The organism is Aequorivita sediminis (assembly GCF_032080575.2).
GTDB lineage: Bacteria > Bacteroidota > Bacteroidia > Flavobacteriales > Flavobacteriaceae > Aequorivita > Aequorivita sediminis.
Genome location: NZ_JAVLSO020000003.1, coordinates 268,028 through 287,085, shown reverse-complemented (window position 1 = coordinate 287,085; position 19,058 = coordinate 268,028). Strand labels below are relative to the sequence as shown.

12 protein-coding genes and 3 tRNA genes are annotated in these 19,058 nt (G+C 33.6%); 3 read left to right on the top strand and 12 right to left on the bottom strand.

Annotation, left to right across the window (positions count from 1 at the left end; genetic code table 11):
- Positions 1-4: 4 nt before the first annotated feature.
- Positions 5-1,261, top strand: coding sequence for a tetratricopeptide repeat protein (locus tag RT250_RS07390; protein WP_313113539.1), 1,257 nt, complete (start codon positions 5-7; stop codon positions 1,259-1,261).
- 123 nt (positions 1,262-1,384) lie between these two features.
- Here the strand turns inward: RT250_RS07390 and RT250_RS07385 are convergent, their stop codons facing one another.
- On the bottom strand, positions 1,385-2,134 hold the full coding sequence (locus RT250_RS07385) for a C40 family peptidase (RefSeq protein ID WP_313113535.1): 750 nt from the start codon (positions 2,132-2,134) through the stop codon (positions 1,385-1,387).
- Between the two features lie 24 nt (positions 2,135-2,158).
- Positions 2,159-3,337 carry an acetyl-CoA C-acyltransferase gene (locus tag RT250_RS07380; RefSeq protein ID WP_313113533.1) on the bottom strand — a complete coding sequence of 393 codons (1,179 nt, stop codon included), beginning with the start codon at positions 3,335-3,337 and terminating at the stop codon, positions 2,159-2,161.
- A 129-nt stretch (positions 3,338-3,466) separates the two neighbouring features.
- Here RT250_RS07380 and RT250_RS07375 point away from each other — a divergent pair, with 129 nt between their 5' ends.
- Positions 3,467-5,512: an HD family phosphohydrolase gene (locus tag RT250_RS07375; RefSeq protein WP_313113530.1), complete on the top strand. Its 2,046-nt coding sequence runs from the start codon at positions 3,467-3,469 to the stop codon at positions 5,510-5,512.
- A gap of 53 nt (positions 5,513-5,565) precedes the next feature.
- Here the strand turns inward: RT250_RS07375 and RT250_RS07370 are convergent.
- The 8 genes from RT250_RS07370 to tsaD form a co-directional block, all read right to left on the bottom strand.
- Positions 5,566-5,639, bottom strand: a tRNA-Arg gene (locus RT250_RS07370).
- 46 nt (positions 5,640-5,685) lie between these two features.
- Positions 5,686-5,760, bottom strand: a tRNA-Pro gene (locus RT250_RS07365).
- Positions 5,761-5,844: 84 nt separating this feature from the next.
- Positions 5,845-5,928: transfer RNA gene (locus RT250_RS07360), tRNA-Ser, on the bottom strand.
- Between the two features lie 137 nt (positions 5,929-6,065).
- On the bottom strand, positions 6,066-7,247 hold the full coding sequence (locus RT250_RS07355) for a THUMP-like domain-containing protein (protein ID WP_313113528.1): 1,182 nt from the start codon (positions 7,245-7,247) through the stop codon (positions 6,066-6,068).
- Positions 7,248-8,345: an AI-2E family transporter gene (locus tag RT250_RS07350; protein ID WP_313113526.1), complete on the bottom strand. Its 1,098-nt coding sequence runs from the start codon at positions 8,343-8,345 to the stop codon at positions 7,248-7,250.
- A 125-nt stretch (positions 8,346-8,470) separates the two neighbouring features.
- Entirely contained in the window at positions 8,471-9,115 is a 645-nt protein-coding gene (locus RT250_RS07345; RefSeq protein ID WP_313113525.1) for a DUF4159 domain-containing protein, read from the bottom strand.
- Positions 9,116-9,395: 280 nt separating this feature from the next.
- On the bottom strand, positions 9,396-10,112 hold the full coding sequence (locus tag RT250_RS07340; protein WP_313113522.1) for a 16S rRNA (uracil(1498)-N(3))-methyltransferase: 717 nt from the start codon (positions 10,110-10,112) through the stop codon (positions 9,396-9,398).
- 69 nt (positions 10,113-10,181) lie between these two features.
- Entirely contained in the window at positions 10,182-11,204 is a 1,023-nt protein-coding gene (gene tsaD / locus RT250_RS07335; RefSeq protein ID WP_313113520.1) for a tRNA (adenosine(37)-N6)-threonylcarbamoyltransferase complex transferase subunit TsaD, read from the bottom strand.
- 723 nt (positions 11,205-11,927) lie between these two features.
- Between tsaD and RT250_RS07330 the strand changes: the two genes are divergently transcribed.
- Entirely contained in the window at positions 11,928-15,695 is a 3,768-nt protein-coding gene (locus RT250_RS07330) for a translocation/assembly module TamB domain-containing protein (protein WP_313113517.1), read from the top strand.
- 39 nt (positions 15,696-15,734) lie between these two features.
- On the opposite strand, the gene RT250_RS07325 is transcribed toward RT250_RS07330, so the two are convergent.
- Both RT250_RS07325 and RT250_RS07320 read right to left on the bottom strand, forming a co-directional pair.
- Positions 15,735-16,115: a RidA family protein gene (locus RT250_RS07325; RefSeq protein WP_313113516.1), complete on the bottom strand. Its 381-nt coding sequence runs from the start codon at positions 16,113-16,115 to the stop codon at positions 15,735-15,737.
- Between the two features lie 98 nt (positions 16,116-16,213).
- Complete coding sequence (locus RT250_RS07320; RefSeq protein WP_313113515.1) at positions 16,214-18,979, bottom strand: putative LPS assembly protein LptD; 2,766 nt, start codon at positions 18,977-18,979, stop codon at positions 16,214-16,216.
- Positions 18,980-19,058: the final 79 nt, after the last annotated feature.

The following is a 19,058-nucleotide window of genomic DNA, read 5'->3' as shown; positions in this document are numbered from 1 at the left end:
ACACATGAAAAAACGAATTTTAATAACAGGACTTGCTTTTGTATCTGCTATTTCATTTGGACAAAAAAAAGAAATAAGAAAGGCAGAAAAAGCGTTAAAGTCTAATGAATTTAAAGAAGCTTTAGCATATTTAAATGAAGCTGAACCTCTTTTAGGAACTGTAGATAAGGATATGAAAGCTCAGTTCTATGCTACACGAGGTAATGCCTTATTAGGTAATGGCGTAGCTACCGATTATTCTAATTTAAAAGGTGCTGCAGATGCATTTGCTAAAGCATTAGAGTTAGACCCTAAATTAGAATCACAATTAGCAGCTTCACTTCAGAATCTTCGTGCTGGATTAATTAATGGCGCAATTAAAGACCAAAATGCTGGTAATTATGAGTTAGCGACAGAAAAATTGTATACAAGTTACACAGTAAGTAAGGATATGGATGATCTTTATTTTGCTGCTGGTAATGCGGTAAATTCTAAAGATTACCAATCAAGTTTAAAGTATTATCAAATGTTGTTGGATGCTGGTTATACTGGTGCAACTGAAGAGTTTGTTGCTACTGATAAAGAAACTGGTGAAGTAATTCCTTTTGAAACTGAGCAATCAAGAAGCTTAGCTCTCAAAAGTGGTCAATACATCAAGCCTGAAATTAGAGTTACTGCATCTAGAAAAGGTGAAATTCTTCGTAATATGACCCTAATTTATTTAGAGCAAGGGGATAATGACAAAGCTATTTCAGTAATGAAAGCTGCTAGAGAAGAAAATCCAGATGATATCTATCTAATGAGAGCAGAAGCGGACATGAGTTATAAAATGGGTGATATTTCTCGATATAATAAAATCATGAACCAAATTGCTGCAACTGATCCTGACAATCCAGAGATTTACTTCAATATGGGTGTTGCAAGTGCAGAATTGGGAGATACCGACAAAGCGTTAGAGCACTACAACAGAGCTTTAGAGTTGAAACCTGATTACGAGGCTGCTCTTATAAATGTTGCTGTTTTGAAATTATCTACTGAAGATGCTTTAGTTGAAGAAATGAATAGTTTAGGCAATTCAAGAGCTGATAATATTCGTTATGATGAGCTTAAGGAACAACGTTCTGATATTTATAGAGCAACGGTTCCATACCTTACTAAAGCAATGGAGTTAAACCCTAATAATCCAGATGTTGTAAGAACATTGATGAACATTTACGGACAATTGGCGGATGACGCAAATTATCAAAAAATGAAAGCTAAACTCGCTACGTTAGAAAAGTAAGCTAAGTTAGTTCCATATATAAAAACAAAACCCTCTGAAATTTCAGAGGGTTTTGCTTTTTAACAATGTTGAACTAGCTATTATTTTTATAATTGAATAGTATAATCCTTCTTAAATTAAAAGTTATATTATACGTTTTATAACTCTTAGTTTGTGAGTGTGATTACGAACGTCATAATTAAATATTCCGCTATGATCAATTCTATCAATGCGCACTTTTCCGTGAGCGTGAATTATATAATTGTCTTTCATAATAATCCCCACGTGAGTAATTTTTCCTTCGTCGTTATCAAAAAAAGCTAAGTCTCCTGGTTCACTTTCCTCAATAAAACTTAAAGCTTCACCTTGCGTAGCTTGTTGACTAGCATCTCTTAATAGTTTTTGACCGTTTAGTTTATAAACCATTTGAGTAAAACCGCTACAATCAATTCCAAAAGGTGTTTTACCTCCCCATAAATACGGACTATTTAAATAGAGTAGGGCCGTTTCTATTAAATGTTTTTTTGGAAGAGATTTTGTAATTGCTTTTCCCTCAAAATGATGATTTAAATATTTGGCTGCAGAAACATTACTTCCTAAGCAAATTGAAAATAATTGATTTTCAGGAGCAGTCACAAAATCAACTAAATCTGAAGAAAGCTGTAACTCAATCTTATCAAAATTGAAATAATCTTGTTCTGAAATATTTACAAACTGCTTATTGTCAATCCAACCTTCATATTTATCAAAAGCTAAACGGATTCGGCTCCATTTCTTGCGAGATTCTAAAACTTTAAAGTGCTCGCCATAGAGCACCTGCGTAACCATTTCACTAGCATCACTAGCTTCGGCCCGAAGAGGAACTATGCTTAAATTACAGATCCCGTAATCCATTCAGAATATATTGAAGTATACGGTTTAGATTCTCTCAATTACCATTGCAGAAGCACCGCCACCACCATTACAAATAGCTGCAGCACCAATTTTTGCATCATTTTGCTTTAACACATTTACAAGCGTAATTAAAATTCTTACACCGCTACATCCAAGTGGGTGACCTAAAGAAACAGCACCTCCGTTAACGTTTACATTACTATCGTTAAGACCTAATATCTTCATATTTGCAAGTCCAACAACTGCGAATGCTTCATTAAATTCGAAGAAATCTACATCTTTAATATCTATCCCAGCTTTTGCAATTGCTTTTGGAAGCGCTTTTGCAGGAGCGGTTGTAAACCATTTTGGTTCGTGAGCAGCATCTGCATAACCTTTAATGTAAGCCAAAGGAGTAAGACCTAATTCTTTTGCTTTAGCTTCACTCATTAAAATCATGGCTCCAGCACCATCATTAATTGTAGAAGCATTAGCTGCAGTAACAGTTCCATCTTTAGTAAATGCAGGGCGTAGTGATGCAATTCTATCCATCTTTACATTCTTATACTCCTCATCTTCCGAAACTATAACTGGTTCGCCGCGACGTTGTGGAACTTCAACTGGAATTACCTCTTCTTTAAATTTACCTTCAGACCAAGCTTTTGCAGAACGCTCGTACGATTGTACAGCAAATGCATCTTGATCTTCACGAGAAAAACTATATTCTGTAGCACATAAATCTGCGCAAGTTCCCATTGCGTTGTGATCATAAGCATCTACAAGTCCATCTTTTTGCATACCATCTGTTAAAGTAGCTGGACCAAATTTTGTAGCGTTACGCATATGCACATAGTGAGGAATATTACTCATACTTTCCATTCCACCTGCAACAACAATTTCTGCATCCCCTAAAGCGATTGCTTGGGCAGCCTGCATTACAGCTTTCATTCCCGAAGCACATACTTTGTTTACTGTAGTACTTGGTACGCTATCTGGAAGACCTGCACCTAAAGCAGCTTGTCTAGCAGGAGCTTGGCCAACACCAGCTTGAACCACGTTACCCATATAAACTTCTTGTACTAAAGAAGGATCGAGGTTAACTTTATCTAAGGCTCCTTTAATTGCTGCAGACCCCAATTGAGTTGCAGTTAGAGATGAAAGGCTACCCATAAAACTTCCAATTGGGGTTCTTGCTGCCGATACTATTACTACTTTATTGCTCATATTACTGTTTTTAATATTAAAATAAGGACTGCGAAATTACGGATTTCAATCTTAAAAATCAATCTTTGCAGGGATAGGTTTTGGGATAACTCATTCCTTATTTATACCTTTACTATAAGTAATTAATATATGAAGAACTATTTTTCTTTGTTCGCGAAAAACCAATCTCTTATTTATAAGGTTTTTCTATTTCTTTTTGCCACACTCCTAGTTATCTACTTTCTTCCTAAGGGAGGACAGTTCAAGTATAATTTCCAAAAAGGAAAGCCATGGCAATATGAAAACTTATATGCTCCATTTAGTTTCACAATAAAAAAGGCAGAGGATAGCTTAAAAAAGGAGAAAGAAGAAATTAGGGCTAATGCAATTCCGTATTTTGAATACAATAGCAAAGTGGAACCTAAGGTTATTGATGGCTTTAAAGAAGAACTAGAGTTAAGATATATAGATAGCCTCTATAAAACCCCAAAATACAGGGTTGAACAAATAGGGGTGAAGTTTATCTCTCAAATATATCAGAACGGGTTAACTGATGAAATATTTAATTACGAGGAAAATCGTCTTATTTATTTAAAAAATGGGAATGAAATTGAAGAACACAATTATTCTCAACTATTTAAGAAAGATAAGTTAAACAATAGCGTAAGGCAATTAGTTCAAAAGCATAAAATTGAAGATTCGCAAGCCTTATTATATAATATATTAAACGATGTAGTAGAATCTAATATAAGGTTAAATTCAAAATTAACCGAAGCTGCAATCGAATCGGAAATAAAAGCATTAAACCCCAATAAAGGTATTATTGAAAAGGGAGGAAGAGTGATTGCTAAAGGAGAAGTTGTTGAAGGAGATAAATTTCAAATTCTGAATTCCCTAAAAGCAGAATTCGATAGTCAGATATGGAGTGAGAATAACTACCTCTGGCTTTTGGTTGGATATACTATATTGGTGTCGTTAGTATTCTTAATGCTTTTCTTATTTCTAAAAAAGTATAGACCTTATATATATAATAACAACACCAAAGTAACATTTATATTTTTCAATATTTTTTTAATGGTTTTCTTAACCACCTTAGTATTGAAGGTGCATTCAGACTATGTTTATATAGTGCCAATATGTATTTTACCATTAATTTTGAAAGCTTTTTTCGATCCACGTGTTGGTTTGTTTGTCCACGTTTTAACGATATTACTACTTGGTTTTATTGTTCCTAATAGTTTTGAATATATGTTTTTACAGTTCATTGCCGGGATTGTAACAATACTTACGGTTTCAGAGCTTTATAAGCGAGTTAATTTATTTATATCTGTGGGTCAAATAACTTTAATTTACATTATTGGTTATTTTGCTTTTTTTGTAATTCAAGAAGGAAACGTTCAAGCTCTAGAGTGGCAAAGTTTTCAATATTTTATCCTGTGTGGCCTAGCGACACTATTTGCCCATCCATTAATTTATTTTTACGAGAAGATATTTGGATTAGTTTCGGATGTATCACTTTTAGAACTTAGTGATACAAATTCTAAACTTTTAAAAGAGTTATCGAATAAGGCACCCGGAACATTTCACCATTCATTAAACGTAGCAAATCTTGCCGAAGCTTCTGCAAACGAAATTGGAGCTAATAGTATGTTGGTAAGAGTAGGGGCATTATACCACGATATAGGTAAAATGTTAAATCCTACCATGTTTACCGAAAATCAGGCCAATTCAATAAACTCCCATAATGAACTTGACCCTCAAGAAAGTGCCAAAATAATTATTGACCATGTAATTAAGGGTATTGAAATAGCACGAAAAAACAATATACCAGACCGTGTAATTGATTTTATTAGAACTCATCACGGTACTAGTTTGGTGTATTATTTTTATAAGAAGGAGAAGGAGTTACAGGGAGAGGCCAATATAGAAGATTTCACTTATCCAGGTCCTATACCTTTTTCAAAAGAAACTGCAATTTTAATGATGGCAGATAGTGTAGAAGCTGCTAGTAAGAGTTTAAAAGAGCCTTCTTCAACGATAATCGATGAGTTTGTAGAAAAGATTATTAATAATCAAATGGCGCAGGGACAATTTTTAAATGCTGATATTACTTTTAAGGAAATTGAAACAATCAAAAAGGTTTTAAAGAAAAAGCTCAACAATATTTATCATTTGCGTGTTGAGTATCCTGAATAACATTTATTAGAAACTATTAGAAACAAAAAATCCCCTTAGTAGGGGATTGAGTGTGATCGCGCCAGGATTCGAACCTGGGACCGTCTGCTTAGAAGGCAGATGCTCTATCCAGCTGAGCTACGCGACCAATAAAAAATAAAAAAGCCGAACAATATTACTTGTCCGGCTTTTTGTCGGGGTGGCAGGATTCGAACCTGCGACCTCCTGCTCCCAAAGCAGGCGCGATAACCGGGCTACGCTACACCCCGAAAAAGTTCTCGCGAACTTTAACATTTCTAACTTTAAAAACTAATATCAGTATAAATAAAGAACTTTAGTTTTTCGAGTCAATGCGGAGAGACAGGGACTCGAACCCTGGCGACGGTTACCCGTCGACAGATTAGCAATCTGCTCCGTTACCACTCCGGCACCTCTCCAATTTTTTTATGAACTTGCATCCTGAAATGCGAGTGCAAATATATGTCTTCTTATCAATTCCCACAAACAAATATGAGCTTTTTTTCTAGATATTTTTTAATCGATTTGAAATCAAGGAGATGCCAATTAAAAAAAATTAAAAAATCTTGTCCTGTACCTTAGAGCATACAATCATTACTCTTTTACCTTCCAAATTGGTTGTAAATAATAGATAAATACAACCTCCATCAGAGAGTTTCCATCTCTTACGAAGTGTTGCAACCGATTCTGGGAAGTTTCTTGTGGTGATATTTGCTTTCTTAAACGCTAAAGCCGATTTAATTTCCTTTTTATTATAAGGAACTACCTTTTCAATTTTAAACCTCCTTCCAGGAAAATCGATTAAATTATCATTGGTATATAAATGGGTGTTTAACCCGATTTTATCTACATTGAGTTTTTCTGAAATCAAATCAAATGCACCACTTTTTAAAATTGCTGCATTAGGCTCATATAAATATTCCTGAGGCATACTATATTTTGCATTAGCAGTTTCATTCCAAGTAAAACTAAATTCTTCTTCTTTATTTTTTTTGAAATTTATAGTTTTAATTTTTAACTCAGAATTTTTCCCTCTTTTTAGAAGCCATAGAAGCTCTTTTACTTCATTTTCAACTGCAACTATGTGAATTTCTGAAACTCTTTTTAATTCTTTTAAACCCACTGATATATCTAGCATAGGAGAGGTTTTTAAAAGAAAAATTTCACAGTTGCTTAAAATTTCATCAATATTGTCTGGAATGTTTGGCTGGCAATCTTTTAAGAAGAAAACCTTTCCTTTACTATCGTGACGTCGCGAAGGATCGGCGTAAATTACGGAATACTTCTTATTTAAAACCGTGTTTAAGCCATCTTCGTTGAAGCACTTGATATTACTACCTAAAACTTGAAAATTATGGCGCACTATTTCTGAAAGAGATTCATTTAATTCAAAGTGATGAACTTCAGAAAACTTTTTAGAAAAATAAAAACTATCCACACCGAAACCCCCTGTAATGTCCGCGATTAATTCTCCTTTCACTAACGAAGCTTTGTATTCTGAAGTAATTTCAGATGACGTTTGCTCCAGATTTAATTTTGGAGGATATATAATATCTCGGGTAGAAAACCAAGTTGGTAATTTCTTTTCTATTCTACTTCGACTTTCAATTTGCTGAAGCAACTCTTGAATGCTAACAGCGTCAAATGGACTTCCGCTGAAAGCAAGATTAGAAATCTCCCCTTCAAAATTTCTTATGAAATCTTGAACTTCGGTATTTAAAATTGACTTGTTAAACAATTAATAAAGGTTTCTAGTTAGGCGTTTTACAACTTTATACTCAGAAAGAAACTCTTTCGCTATAACTTTTATTGCAGTGTAAGTAGGTACTGCAAGTATCATTCCCGGTATACCAAAAATAAACCCAGCCATTATTATGGATATAAAAATTTCTAAAGGATGTGATCGTACGCTATGACCAAATATTACAGGTTGTGAAATAAAATTGTCAAATATTTGTGCAATGGAATACCCAACCGTAATAATAATTAATAACGGCAATAATTCTGACGAAAAATCGGCTGCTAAATTATTTGAAACTACCACAAGCAACATTAAACCCCAACCAATTAAAGGTCCTAAGTATGGAATAATGTTTAAAAAAGCACAAATTAAAGCTACAGCTATAGCGTCGTTTATATCTATGTATAATAAAAGTACTGAGTAGAATAAAGCAAGGATTGTAATTTGAAATACAATTCCAATAAAATACCTTGATAAAAGCTCTTTTATCTTAATCAATATCCTTTTGAATCTTGCTTCGTTCTTATTTTTTGCAAAAGACAATACAGATCGTGCAATCAAACCTTCGTCCTTTAGTAGAAAAAATAGAATAAATAATACTGAAAATATTCCTATTACAGTGGAACCAACATTTCCAAAGAGTATATCTACGAAGCTCGGTATAATTTCTACATCCATATTTTTTGCATATGATGTCCTTTTAACAGCTTCAACTAATTGAAAGTGATCTACGCCCAAATAATCACTTGCTTGAATATTAAGTTCGTTTAAATCGCGTTTAACTTCATCAAAATTTATTTGTGAAATATGCTTTCCTTGCTCAATTATAATAGGGATAAAAATACTTAGTACAAGGCTGAATGCTCCGATAATCAGTAATAGAGTGGTTATTGAAGCTAAGGTATTAGTGAATTTTAGTTTGTCTTTTAAGAAAATTACAACCGGTCGACCAATTAGTGAAAGCACAATTGCTAACCCAATATATAGAATAAGCGCCTGAATTTTGTGGATAATCCAAAACAAAATACAGATGCCAACCAATACGGCTAGTGCTCTTAAAATACCTAGTGTAATTGCTCTTGCGGTGACTTTCACGCGGTAAATATACTACAAAACATACTGTGAAAAATTAAATGTTTTGTTAAGTATTTAAGATGAAAATTGATAGATTGTTTGCAGGATTAAATTATAGATACAAGTCTATCACCAAATACAATATATTAATTTTTAAAAACGTATTTAATAATGTTTGCACCCATTTGCAGTGCCTTCAATCTTATTTCCTGAGGATCATTATGCACTTCGGGATTTTCCCAACCATTTCCTAAATCTGTTTCATAAGTGTAGAGTAGTACAAGTCTGCCTTCTTCAAATATTCCGAATGCCTGAGGTCTTAAACCATCGTGTTCGTGAATTTTAGGCATTCCATTTGGGAATTTAAAATGGTAATTAAATAATGGGTGATTAGCAGGCAACTCTTTTAATTCTTTGTTAGGAAACAGCTTAACAATCTCTTTTCGCAAATAAGTATCCATTCCATAATTATCGTCTATATGTAAGAAACCACCACTTAACAAGTAATTTCTTAAATTCTCAGCTTCCTCTGCAGAGAAAAAAACATTTCCATGGCCTGTCATATGCACGAAAGGATAATCAAAAATATCAATACTGGCTGGAGTTACGGTTTTAGGTTTTTCGTTAATAGTTGTATTGATATTTTCATTACAAAACTTTATCAAATTGGGTAGTGACGTAGGGTTTGCATACCAATCGCCACCACCTCCATACTGCAAGACTGCAATTTCTTGAGCTTGAGTAGTCGTTGTGAATATGAAAAGTAAATATGGTAAAACCAATAATCGCATAGCCGTCAAAAATACAAATAAGTAAACAATACCACCACGCAAATAAATTATGATGTATTTTTATGTAAGTTACGGACAGAAAAATTGACAAAATAATAAAATATCCTATGGGTAACTATTTTTAACGATCTAATCCCCAAAATTTTAAAACAAGTCTAACTTTTACCTAACAGATTTACTTCCTCTGTATTATAAAGCGCTTTTAACTTTATAATAGGCGGTTCTACAATTATATTAAATTATAATGAGAGTTTATTAAGCTGTAAATCTGTTAGGTTTTTTATTCATTTATAAACGCTACACTATGACAGGCTACTATAGCCGCAGTTTCTGTCCGTAGTCTGCTTTCTCCCAGTGCAACGGGTATATATCCTGCATTTTTGGCCAATTCTATTTCCTCAGGAGAAAAATCACCTTCGGGACCAATTAATATAGAGATATTTTTATTGGGTATTAATACAGATTTTAATGATTTCTTACTTGTGGGATCATCTTCACAATGTGCTATACACATAAGTTCATCTGAAATGGTTTGAGAATCTATAAAACTTTTAAAAGAAATAGCTTCATTTAAAATAGGTAAATAAGCTTTTAAAGATTGCTTCATTGCACTTTGTAATATTTTTTCATAGCGTTCTGGTTTAATAACCTTACGTTCACTGTGATGACAAATAATTGGTGTTATTTCAGTTACTCCAATTTCTGTAGCCTTTTCTAAAAACCATTCGTAACGATCGTTAAGTTTGGTGGGTGCTACAATTAAATGAAGTTGGTAGGGTAGTGGTGGTTGCTTTTCTTCAGAAAGTATTTTAACTAAGCAACCTTTGGGATTAGCGTTAATAATTTCAGCATCAAAGAAAATACCCTTTCCATTGGTTATTTTAAAAACATCACCTTCTTGCATCCGTAAAACCTTTACGATATGACGACTTTCCTCTTTGTCGAAAGATATTTCTTTGTCAGAACTAGAGATGGTTGGATTGTAGAATAATTGCATTTAAAAGGTATTTAATTCTGCTTATACTTTTTACTGAAAACTTAAAACAACATGGTTATGAAGAGAATTTTAAAATTTCATTCGTGCTGAAGCTATCACATTGTTTTCAGCAAAATTGTGATTTTTGTATTTTAATTCTCCAACTATAGCAATCATAGCAGCATTATCATTACAGAATTCAAATTTCGGAATGTGCGTTTTCCAACCGTATTTGGATTCGGCTTCTTTTAAAGCAGTTCTAATCCCGCTATTTGCAGAAACACCACCACCAATTGCAACTTCCTTAATCCCCGTCTTTTTAACGGCGTTCTTGAGTTTATCCATTAAATAATCGACTATGGTGAATTGTAAACTAGCACAGATATCTTCTAAATTTTCAGAAATAAAATCAGGGTTTTTAGCAACTTCCTTTTCTACAAAATAAAGTACCGATGTTTTTAATCCACTAAAGCTAAAGTCCATTAATCCAACTTTTGGCTTTGGAAACTTAAAAGCTTTAGGATTTCCGGTCTGTGCATATTTATCTACTAAAGGTCCTCCAGGATAAGGTAGTCCAAGTATTTTGGCACTTTTATCGAAAGCTTCACCAACAGCGTCATCTATAGTCTGGCCAATTACTTCCATTTCAAAATAATTGGTAACTTTTACTATTTGTGTATGCCCACCACTAATAGTCATTGCTAAAAAAGGAAAATTTGGTGCCGATTGTCCTTCAGCTTTTATAAAATGAGCCAGTATATGTGCTTGCATATGGTTAACATCTATCAAAGGAACACCTAATCCTAATGCCAAAGATTTTGAAAATGAGGTACCTACAAGTAATGACCCCATAAGTCCTGGTCCACGTGTAAAAGCAATGGCAGATAACTGATTTTTGTCGATATTTGCTTTGCGTAAAGCTTCGTGAACTACGGGAACAATATTTTGCTGATGTGCACGCGAAGCAAGTTCAGGAACAACACCACCGTATTGTTCGTGAATAGCTTGTGTAGCAACAACATTACTGAGTATTTTTCCGTTGTTGATTACCGCAGCAGCAGTATCATCACAAGAGGATTCAATTCCTAAAATGTAACATTCTTTTTCTGTCAAAGCAAAAGGGTATATTTATTGGTTGTAAAATTAAAACTTTAAAAGCGTATCAAAAAACTTAGGAAAATAATAGTTCGTGCCTTTGTAATCATTGCATTACTAATTGTACTTGTTATTATTATTTTTTCTATTCCATCGGTTCAAACTTATGCTGCTAAAAAAGTTACTACTTCACTAAACGAAACCTACGGTACAGATATTACTATTAATCGACTCGGACTTAACTGGAAAGGAGAAGTTGATATTAGAGATGTATATATAGCTGATCACCATAAGGATACATTAATTTACAGCAAGGAACTTCAAACAAATATTATCAATTTCAGCAACTTAATCAAGGGAAGACTTGGTTTTGGCGATATAGTATTAGACCGTGCAAAACTTTACGTTAAAACATACAAAGGGGAGGATAATGATAACCTTTCAATTTTTTCAAAAAAATTTAATACAGGAAAAGAATCGAAATCACCATTTGAGCTATTTAGTAATGATGTAAGGTTAAAAAATAGTAGAATAAAAATCACCGACGAAAACCTCGAAAACCCTGAAGTATTTGTTCTTAATGGCGTAAATCTTCTTGCCAATAACTTTAATATCCACGATGTTGATGTTACAGCAAACATCAAAGAGCTTTCACTAGTTGCCGAAAGGGGGATTGCTATTGTAGATATGCAAGCAGATTTTTCCTATACTGAAACTAATATCACCTTAAAAAACCTCACGTTGAAAACTTCAGAATCACTTTTAATAGGTGATGTCGATTTGGATTACTCTAAAAATGGAATGGCAGACTTTGTAAATGATGTTGTAATTACTGCCAATCTTAAAGATTCAAAATTATCTACCAATGATTTAAATGGATTTTATAACGAATTTGGCCCTGATCAAATGATTCAGCTTGACGTTGATTTAACCGGAACTTTAAACGACTTTAGCGCGAATAACCTCAAATTTCAAACAAGCGACACTGATATACGCGGAGATTATAAGTTTAAAAATATTCTAGACCCTGAAGGGAACTACGTGATAATAGCTGATAATCATAATATTTCAACAAACTATTATGATTTAAGGCGATTTATGCCGAATGTATTAGGAAATGTAATTCCTGTTGAGTTAAAGCCTGCAGGTAAATTTATTTTAGTTGGAGATACTTCAATAGTTGGAGATGAACTCAATACTATTAGTAATTTACAAAGTGCTATAGGTAATGCTAAGCTTAATTTAAAAATTGGAAATATCACCTACATTGAGAATGCTTACTATAAAGGAAATGTTGTTTTTAAAGAGTTTAACCTAGGTAAGATTGCAAAAACTACTTCCTTAGGAAAAATGACAGGAAACCTCAATTTTGATGGGCGAGGGTTTAACGAAGAAACTGTAAATACCGAGATATCTGGTAAAATATCATCATTTTCCTTTGAAGATTATAACTATCAGAATATTGAAGTTTCTGGAAATTTAAAAAATCCGCTATTTAATGGTGAATTAACCATCGACGACCCAAACCTTAAATTAGATTTTAAAGGATTAATAGACGCATCAAAAGAAACAAACCATCTTGACTTTGAGGCTAATATAGAATATGCAGAGCTTAATAAACTCAACTTAATAAAACGAGATAGTATTTCTGTGTTTACTGGTAATGTAGTTGTAGATATGGATGGTAGAACAATAGATGATGTTGTAGGAACTATCAATTTTAGCCAAACATTTTACCAAAATGAACGCGACTATTTTTATTTTGATGATTTTACAGTTGCCTCAACATTTAACGGCCCCGTTAGAACTATCGAAATTAATTCCCCCGACATTTTAAATGGGCAAATTTCAGGTGAATTTTTAATTGCAGATATTCCTAATCTTTTTCAGAATGGTATCGCTAGTATATATGCCAATTACATTCCTCAAGAAGTTACAACAAATCAATACATTGACTATGAATTTGTAGTCCATAATAAGATTGTAGACATCTTTGTCCCACAGTTAAAGTTGGGTGATAACACACGAATGAAAGGTTCGGTTTATTCAGATGAATCAAAATTCAAACTCGACTTTCGTTCTCCCGAACTTATATTATTCAATAATTATATAAGTAAACTAAACATTCAAATAGACAACGATAATCCTCTGTACAACACATATATAGAGGCAGATTCAATTTATACGGGATTTTATAATATTAAACCGTTTAATGTAATTAATAAAACCTTGAACGACACTATGTATGTGCGTTCAGAATTTAAAGGAGGTAAAAACAAAGAAGACCTATTTAACCTGTCATTATATCACACAATCAATCCTGCGGGCAAATCGGTTATAGGAGTAAAAAAATCTGACATAACCTATAAAAACAATGTTTGGTATATCAACGAGAACAACAATAGATTAAACAAAGTTGTATTTGATGATAATTTTAATGAAATGCGAATTGACTCCTTAGTACTTAACCATAATAATGAGGTAATTCAACTAGCTGGGGTGCTACGAGATTCGACGTATAAGGATTTAAAAGTTCGTTTTAATGATGTAAATATTGGTAATATCACACCAGAAATTGACAGTTTAAGACTTCAAGGAAATATGAATGGGCGTTTCGATTTCCTTCAAAAAGATGGGGCTTATTATCCTAATAGCTCAGTAACTATTGATAATGTAGTTGTAAATGAAATTCCTTTTGGAGATTTAAATTTGAATATTGACGGAAATAAAGATTTGTCCAAATACAACATAAACACTTCACTAATCAATGATAATATAAAATCTATTAGCGCCATAGGCGAAATTGACGTTGCCACTAAATATCCACAGATTCGGATGGATGTGGATTTAAATCAGTTTAATATGCAAGCGTTTAGCCCATTTGGCGGGGATGTACTAACCGACATTAGAGGTTTGATTACAGGTAGTGCTAAAGTTTCAGGAAACTACAAATCTCCAGATATTAATGGCCGCTTTACTTTAGAAAAAAGTGGCTTAAAAGTTCCTGAACTAAATACTGATTTTAACATTGATGACGATGCTGAAATATTAGTTACAAAAGGTAAACTAGAAATGTCTCGTTCTAAATTTAAAGACACAAAATACGGAACTGAGGGGATAATGTATGGTAATGCAAAGCACAACAATTTTGGCGATTGGGAACTAGATTTACATTTTGAAGCGCCTGATAGGTTATTAGTATTAGATACGCCACCAGATGAAGATGCTCTCTACTATGGTACTGCATTTATACGAGGTAGGGCTGATATTACGGGGCCTATTGACGAATTAGTTATTGATGTTGCAGCTACTACTGAAAAAGGAACCACTTTTAAAATACCTATTAGTGAAACAGAATCTATTAGTGACGACTCCTTTGTATATTTCCTATCACCTAAAGAAAAACAAGCAAGAATTGAAGGTGAAACAGTCGTTACCGAATCTATTAAAGGACTTTCTTTAAATTTCGATCTCGATATAAATAACAATGCAGAAGTTGAAGTTGTTGTTGATAAAGTAAATAATTCTACATTAAAAGGTCGTGGTGCAGGAATTCTACTTATCGAAATAAATACAAATGGAAAATTTCAGATGTATGGAGATTTCCAGGTTTATAAAGGAGAATACGATTTCCGATACGGTGGAATTATACAAAGAAACATTGGTGTTGTTCCTGGTGGTAATATTACGTGGAATGGAGCTCCTGAAAAAGCAAACCTGAATTTAAGCGCTGTATATAAAACAGAGGCAAATCCATCTGTTTTGCTTGATAACCCAGCTATTAACACTAAGATACCTGTAGAAGTATATGTTGATTTACTAGGTCAATTAGCGCATCCTGAACTTAAGTTTAACATCGATTTCCCAAGAGTAAGCTCTACGCTTAAAAGTGAGTTGCAATACAAACTTCAAAATGAAGAACAGAAACAACAACAGGCATTATTCTTACTCGCTTCGGGATCATTTGTTAGTGATAATTATGCAGGAACTAATGCATTTGCAGGAACAGTGGCAGATAGAGTTTCTGGATTAGTAAACAACCTTTTTGCAGATGAGGACGGCAAGTTTCGTGTAGGTTTAGATTATTCAGTGGGAACAAGAACTCCAGATCAAGAAACAGCCGACCGCATTGGCCTTACACTTTCGACAGAAATTAGCGAACGCGTTTTAATTAATGGAAAAGTAGGAGTACCAGTAGGTGGTGCAAATGAAAGTGCAGTAGCAGGAGATATTGAAGTTCAATGGTTGATAAATGAAGATGGAAGTTTAAGAATGAAATTCTTTAACCGTCAAGCAGATCTTCAATTTATCGGAGAAGATCAAATATTCGAGCAGGGTACAGGTATTTCTTATTCAGTAGATTTCAACACCTTCAGGGAGCTCTATCAGAAGTTATTTAATAAGAGAATGCAATTAGAGTCTGATGTTAAAAATGAAAAAGACGAAGAAGAAAATAATAACTCCGAAAGTATAAAGCCTCAAGCTACAAAAGTTGAGGAGGAAGAGTAGGACAGCTAATTATTAAATTAATTTAACTTCTATCACTACTTATTTCGAAGCAATGACAGAAATTTCAACATTTACAAACTTAGGTAAATTTGCTACCTCTACTGTTTCTCTAGCTGGTGCTGTTTCCTCGTTAAAATAAGTGCCATATACTTCGTTTATAGCTGCAAAGTTGTGCATATCACTTATAAAAATCGAAGATTTAATTACATTTTCAAAAGTCATTCCTGCTTCAGTTAGAATAGCCTTCAAGTTTTCCATTACTAGTTTAGTTTCAGACTTTATATCTTCTGTCTCTAACTTTCCTGTTTTAGGATTGATTGCTATTTGTCCCGAAGTATAAAGCATATTTCCAATAAGAACGGCTTGATTATACGGGCCGATAGGGGCAGGTGCATTTGAAGTATTTATTATTTTTTTCATAACTAAAATTTTAAATCGACTTAAGCTTTATATTGCAAAAAGACGCTTGTACATATTCAAATTATCGTAGTGTCAACATTTAAAACCCAAATATAAGGCTATAATCGCTTATCGCTTTCTCTACGCTTGTCGTATTTAATATCGCTAAGCATTGATGATTTAATTCCTATAAAGAAATACCAAGCTGTATTAATACTTCCAATTGGCGTCCAATTAAAACTCATTTGCCAACTTTCCAAATCACGTTGGAAACGGAACTGTGTTAAGGTTACACCTTTATTTTTAAAATCGTAACCCGAAGAAACTCCAACTGTCCAACGCGGGGCGAGTTCTAAATTGGTGCTCATCATAAACGACTGACTCGAAATTTCATTTTGTCTACGTGCATTGCCGTAAGTAATTGTATATGCAAAACGCATATCCCAAGGAATTTTATAATTATACCAATCTACATTTGTTTTGTCGGTGTCATCATCATCATCATTGTCGTATATCCTTCCGTCATAAATATTTGCCGCATCTCCAAATAGATCGTCAGGACGCCCACCATTTCTAAAGGTTTCATTATCGATTTTATCAATGTCTCTAGTTTTCGACTGAAAATCTCTACTAGAAAACGAATAATTAATACTGATATTAGCATTGGTAAGCCTAAATAAGCTTCCGCCGTTTTCAATATTAAAAACATCTATTTTATTATTGTTATTGTCTAAAGCATATGGATCTAAGGTTCCGCTGAAGTTTAAATCTAATTTAGGAATAATTGGAATGTTCCCTGAAAACTGCACCGGACTCCATTGAAGTGAATCTCCCGCTAAGTTGTAGGCCGTTGAAAAATTCAGGTTATTTAATAATATCACTTTTTTTGGTTCTATAGAAGTAGTATCTCGGTCTCGCACCTTAGCTTCAAAAGTATTGCTTAATGACATTCCTATACTGCTAGAATACACTTTGCTAGGAGGACCGTATAAGGTGTTTTCAAATCGTGAATACTGATAAATTTGTCCTGCAGCTTCTTCTGCTGTTTCAGGTATAATAAACTCATCGTAATACCTGTCGAAAGCAGGATTTATATTGTAGCTTAAAGATGGACGAACAACGTGGCGTACAGCCTGAATTTTCTTGTCGTTTCCAAAATTGAAAAGTCCGTATAAGGTGGTACCTAAACTAGTCGAGAAGTTGTAAGTTCTATAGCTTTCAAAGCCAGAAACAGTGTCTTTTACAATTCCTCCACGACCATCAAACGCATTTTCTTCATAGCGTTGGCGAGTACTCTTCATAACCCAAGTTTCACGGAAATTTGTACCAGTAGATGCACTTAAATATTTAAAAATTTTAAAATTAGTAGTGATTGGAATACTGTGTTGCGCTCCAATCTGTGCACTATTAAACATTTCAGGTTTAAAGAAAAGTGAATCTACAGTTTGAATTCTATTTTCGGCAGTAAGGTCGTATTGAAAGTTTATATTCTGAATAATTCCTTTTTTAATTCCGTTTTTAGGTGCAAAAGGATAAATTCTAGAAACACTTGCGTTCAAATTAGGTAACGACATTGAAATCTGATTGGTATTGGTGTTTTGAGAGTGCGTAGCTGCCAATGTTACGTTTACCTGTGGATCTCCTTCAAATGTTTTTGCATACGAGATAGAAGAGCTTAATGTATTTACTAATGCACTCGCATTGTTCGTCTGATTGATAGATTGTGTAAAATATTTACTACTTCCTAAGTTTACAGAAGCTGAAAATCGTGAACTAGGATTACTTTTAGGATCCTGAGTATGTGTCCATCTAATATTGTATATGCTACTTTGTTGAAAATTTGGAAAGCCACGTTCCTCTTGTACAAGGTTTTCGTAACGCGCACTTAAATTACCTCGGTACTTATATTTAACAACGTACGAAGATTCGCCACGCAATGCATAACTTCCGTTAGTATAATAATCACCAGTAACTGTGAAATCTAAATAATCGTTGATGGCAAAATAATATCCTCCGTTTTGTAAGAAGAAACCACGACTGTTATTTTCTCCGAAAGACGGAAGTATAAATCCTGATGTACGATCTTCAGATAACGGAAAATATGCAAAGGGAAGACCTACCGGAGTTGGTACATCGGCAATATACATATTGGTTAACCCTGTTACAATTTTTTTCTTAGGCACAAACTTAGCCTTTCGAGTATAAAAATAATATTCGGGATCATCGATATTTTTAGAGGTAGTAAACTTCACATTTCGTAGATAAACTACTGAATCGTTTACTTTCTTAGTCACTTCTGCAATAACTCTAAACCCACTTTGCTCGGTACGGCTGTTATAAACCAGCGCTTTTTCAGAATTAAAATTATATCTAATGCTATCAGGTTCTACTTTATTCGCGCCTTGAACAAATACAGGTCGCTGACTGTAAACTCCAGCGCTATCTATTCCTTTAGCGTAAACTTCATTTTTATTGTAATCTAGAATAATTAAACCAGCATCTATACGCATATCTTCATATTTGATATAAGCGTTATTATACATATAGATTTTATTCTCTTTTCTATTCAGAAAAACATAATCTTCTCCAAAATAATCAACTATATCTGTCAACGTCTCTTTGGGCGGTTTTATAGTGTCGGTTTTTACGGTGTCCTGAGCTTGTTCATTTATCTCTTCAACTATAGGTTTTAAGTTTACTGAGAGAGTATCCTGAATATTAGAATTAGGAAGTTTAGCACTTTTATTAGACGGTATGTCTTGTGCACGCAAAATAGAACTGCTAAAAAGCAGAAATGTTAAGAAAATTGTTAAGTATTGACTATTGGTCTGCAATGCGCTGATGCTATTATTTTGTAATTTTGGCTCAGTATTTGAAACGGTCAAAAATAAACATATTTTTTGGGGTAGGTTTTTTAAAATGAAAATTTTAGGGAAAAGAACTAACAACCAAAAATTATTAGGG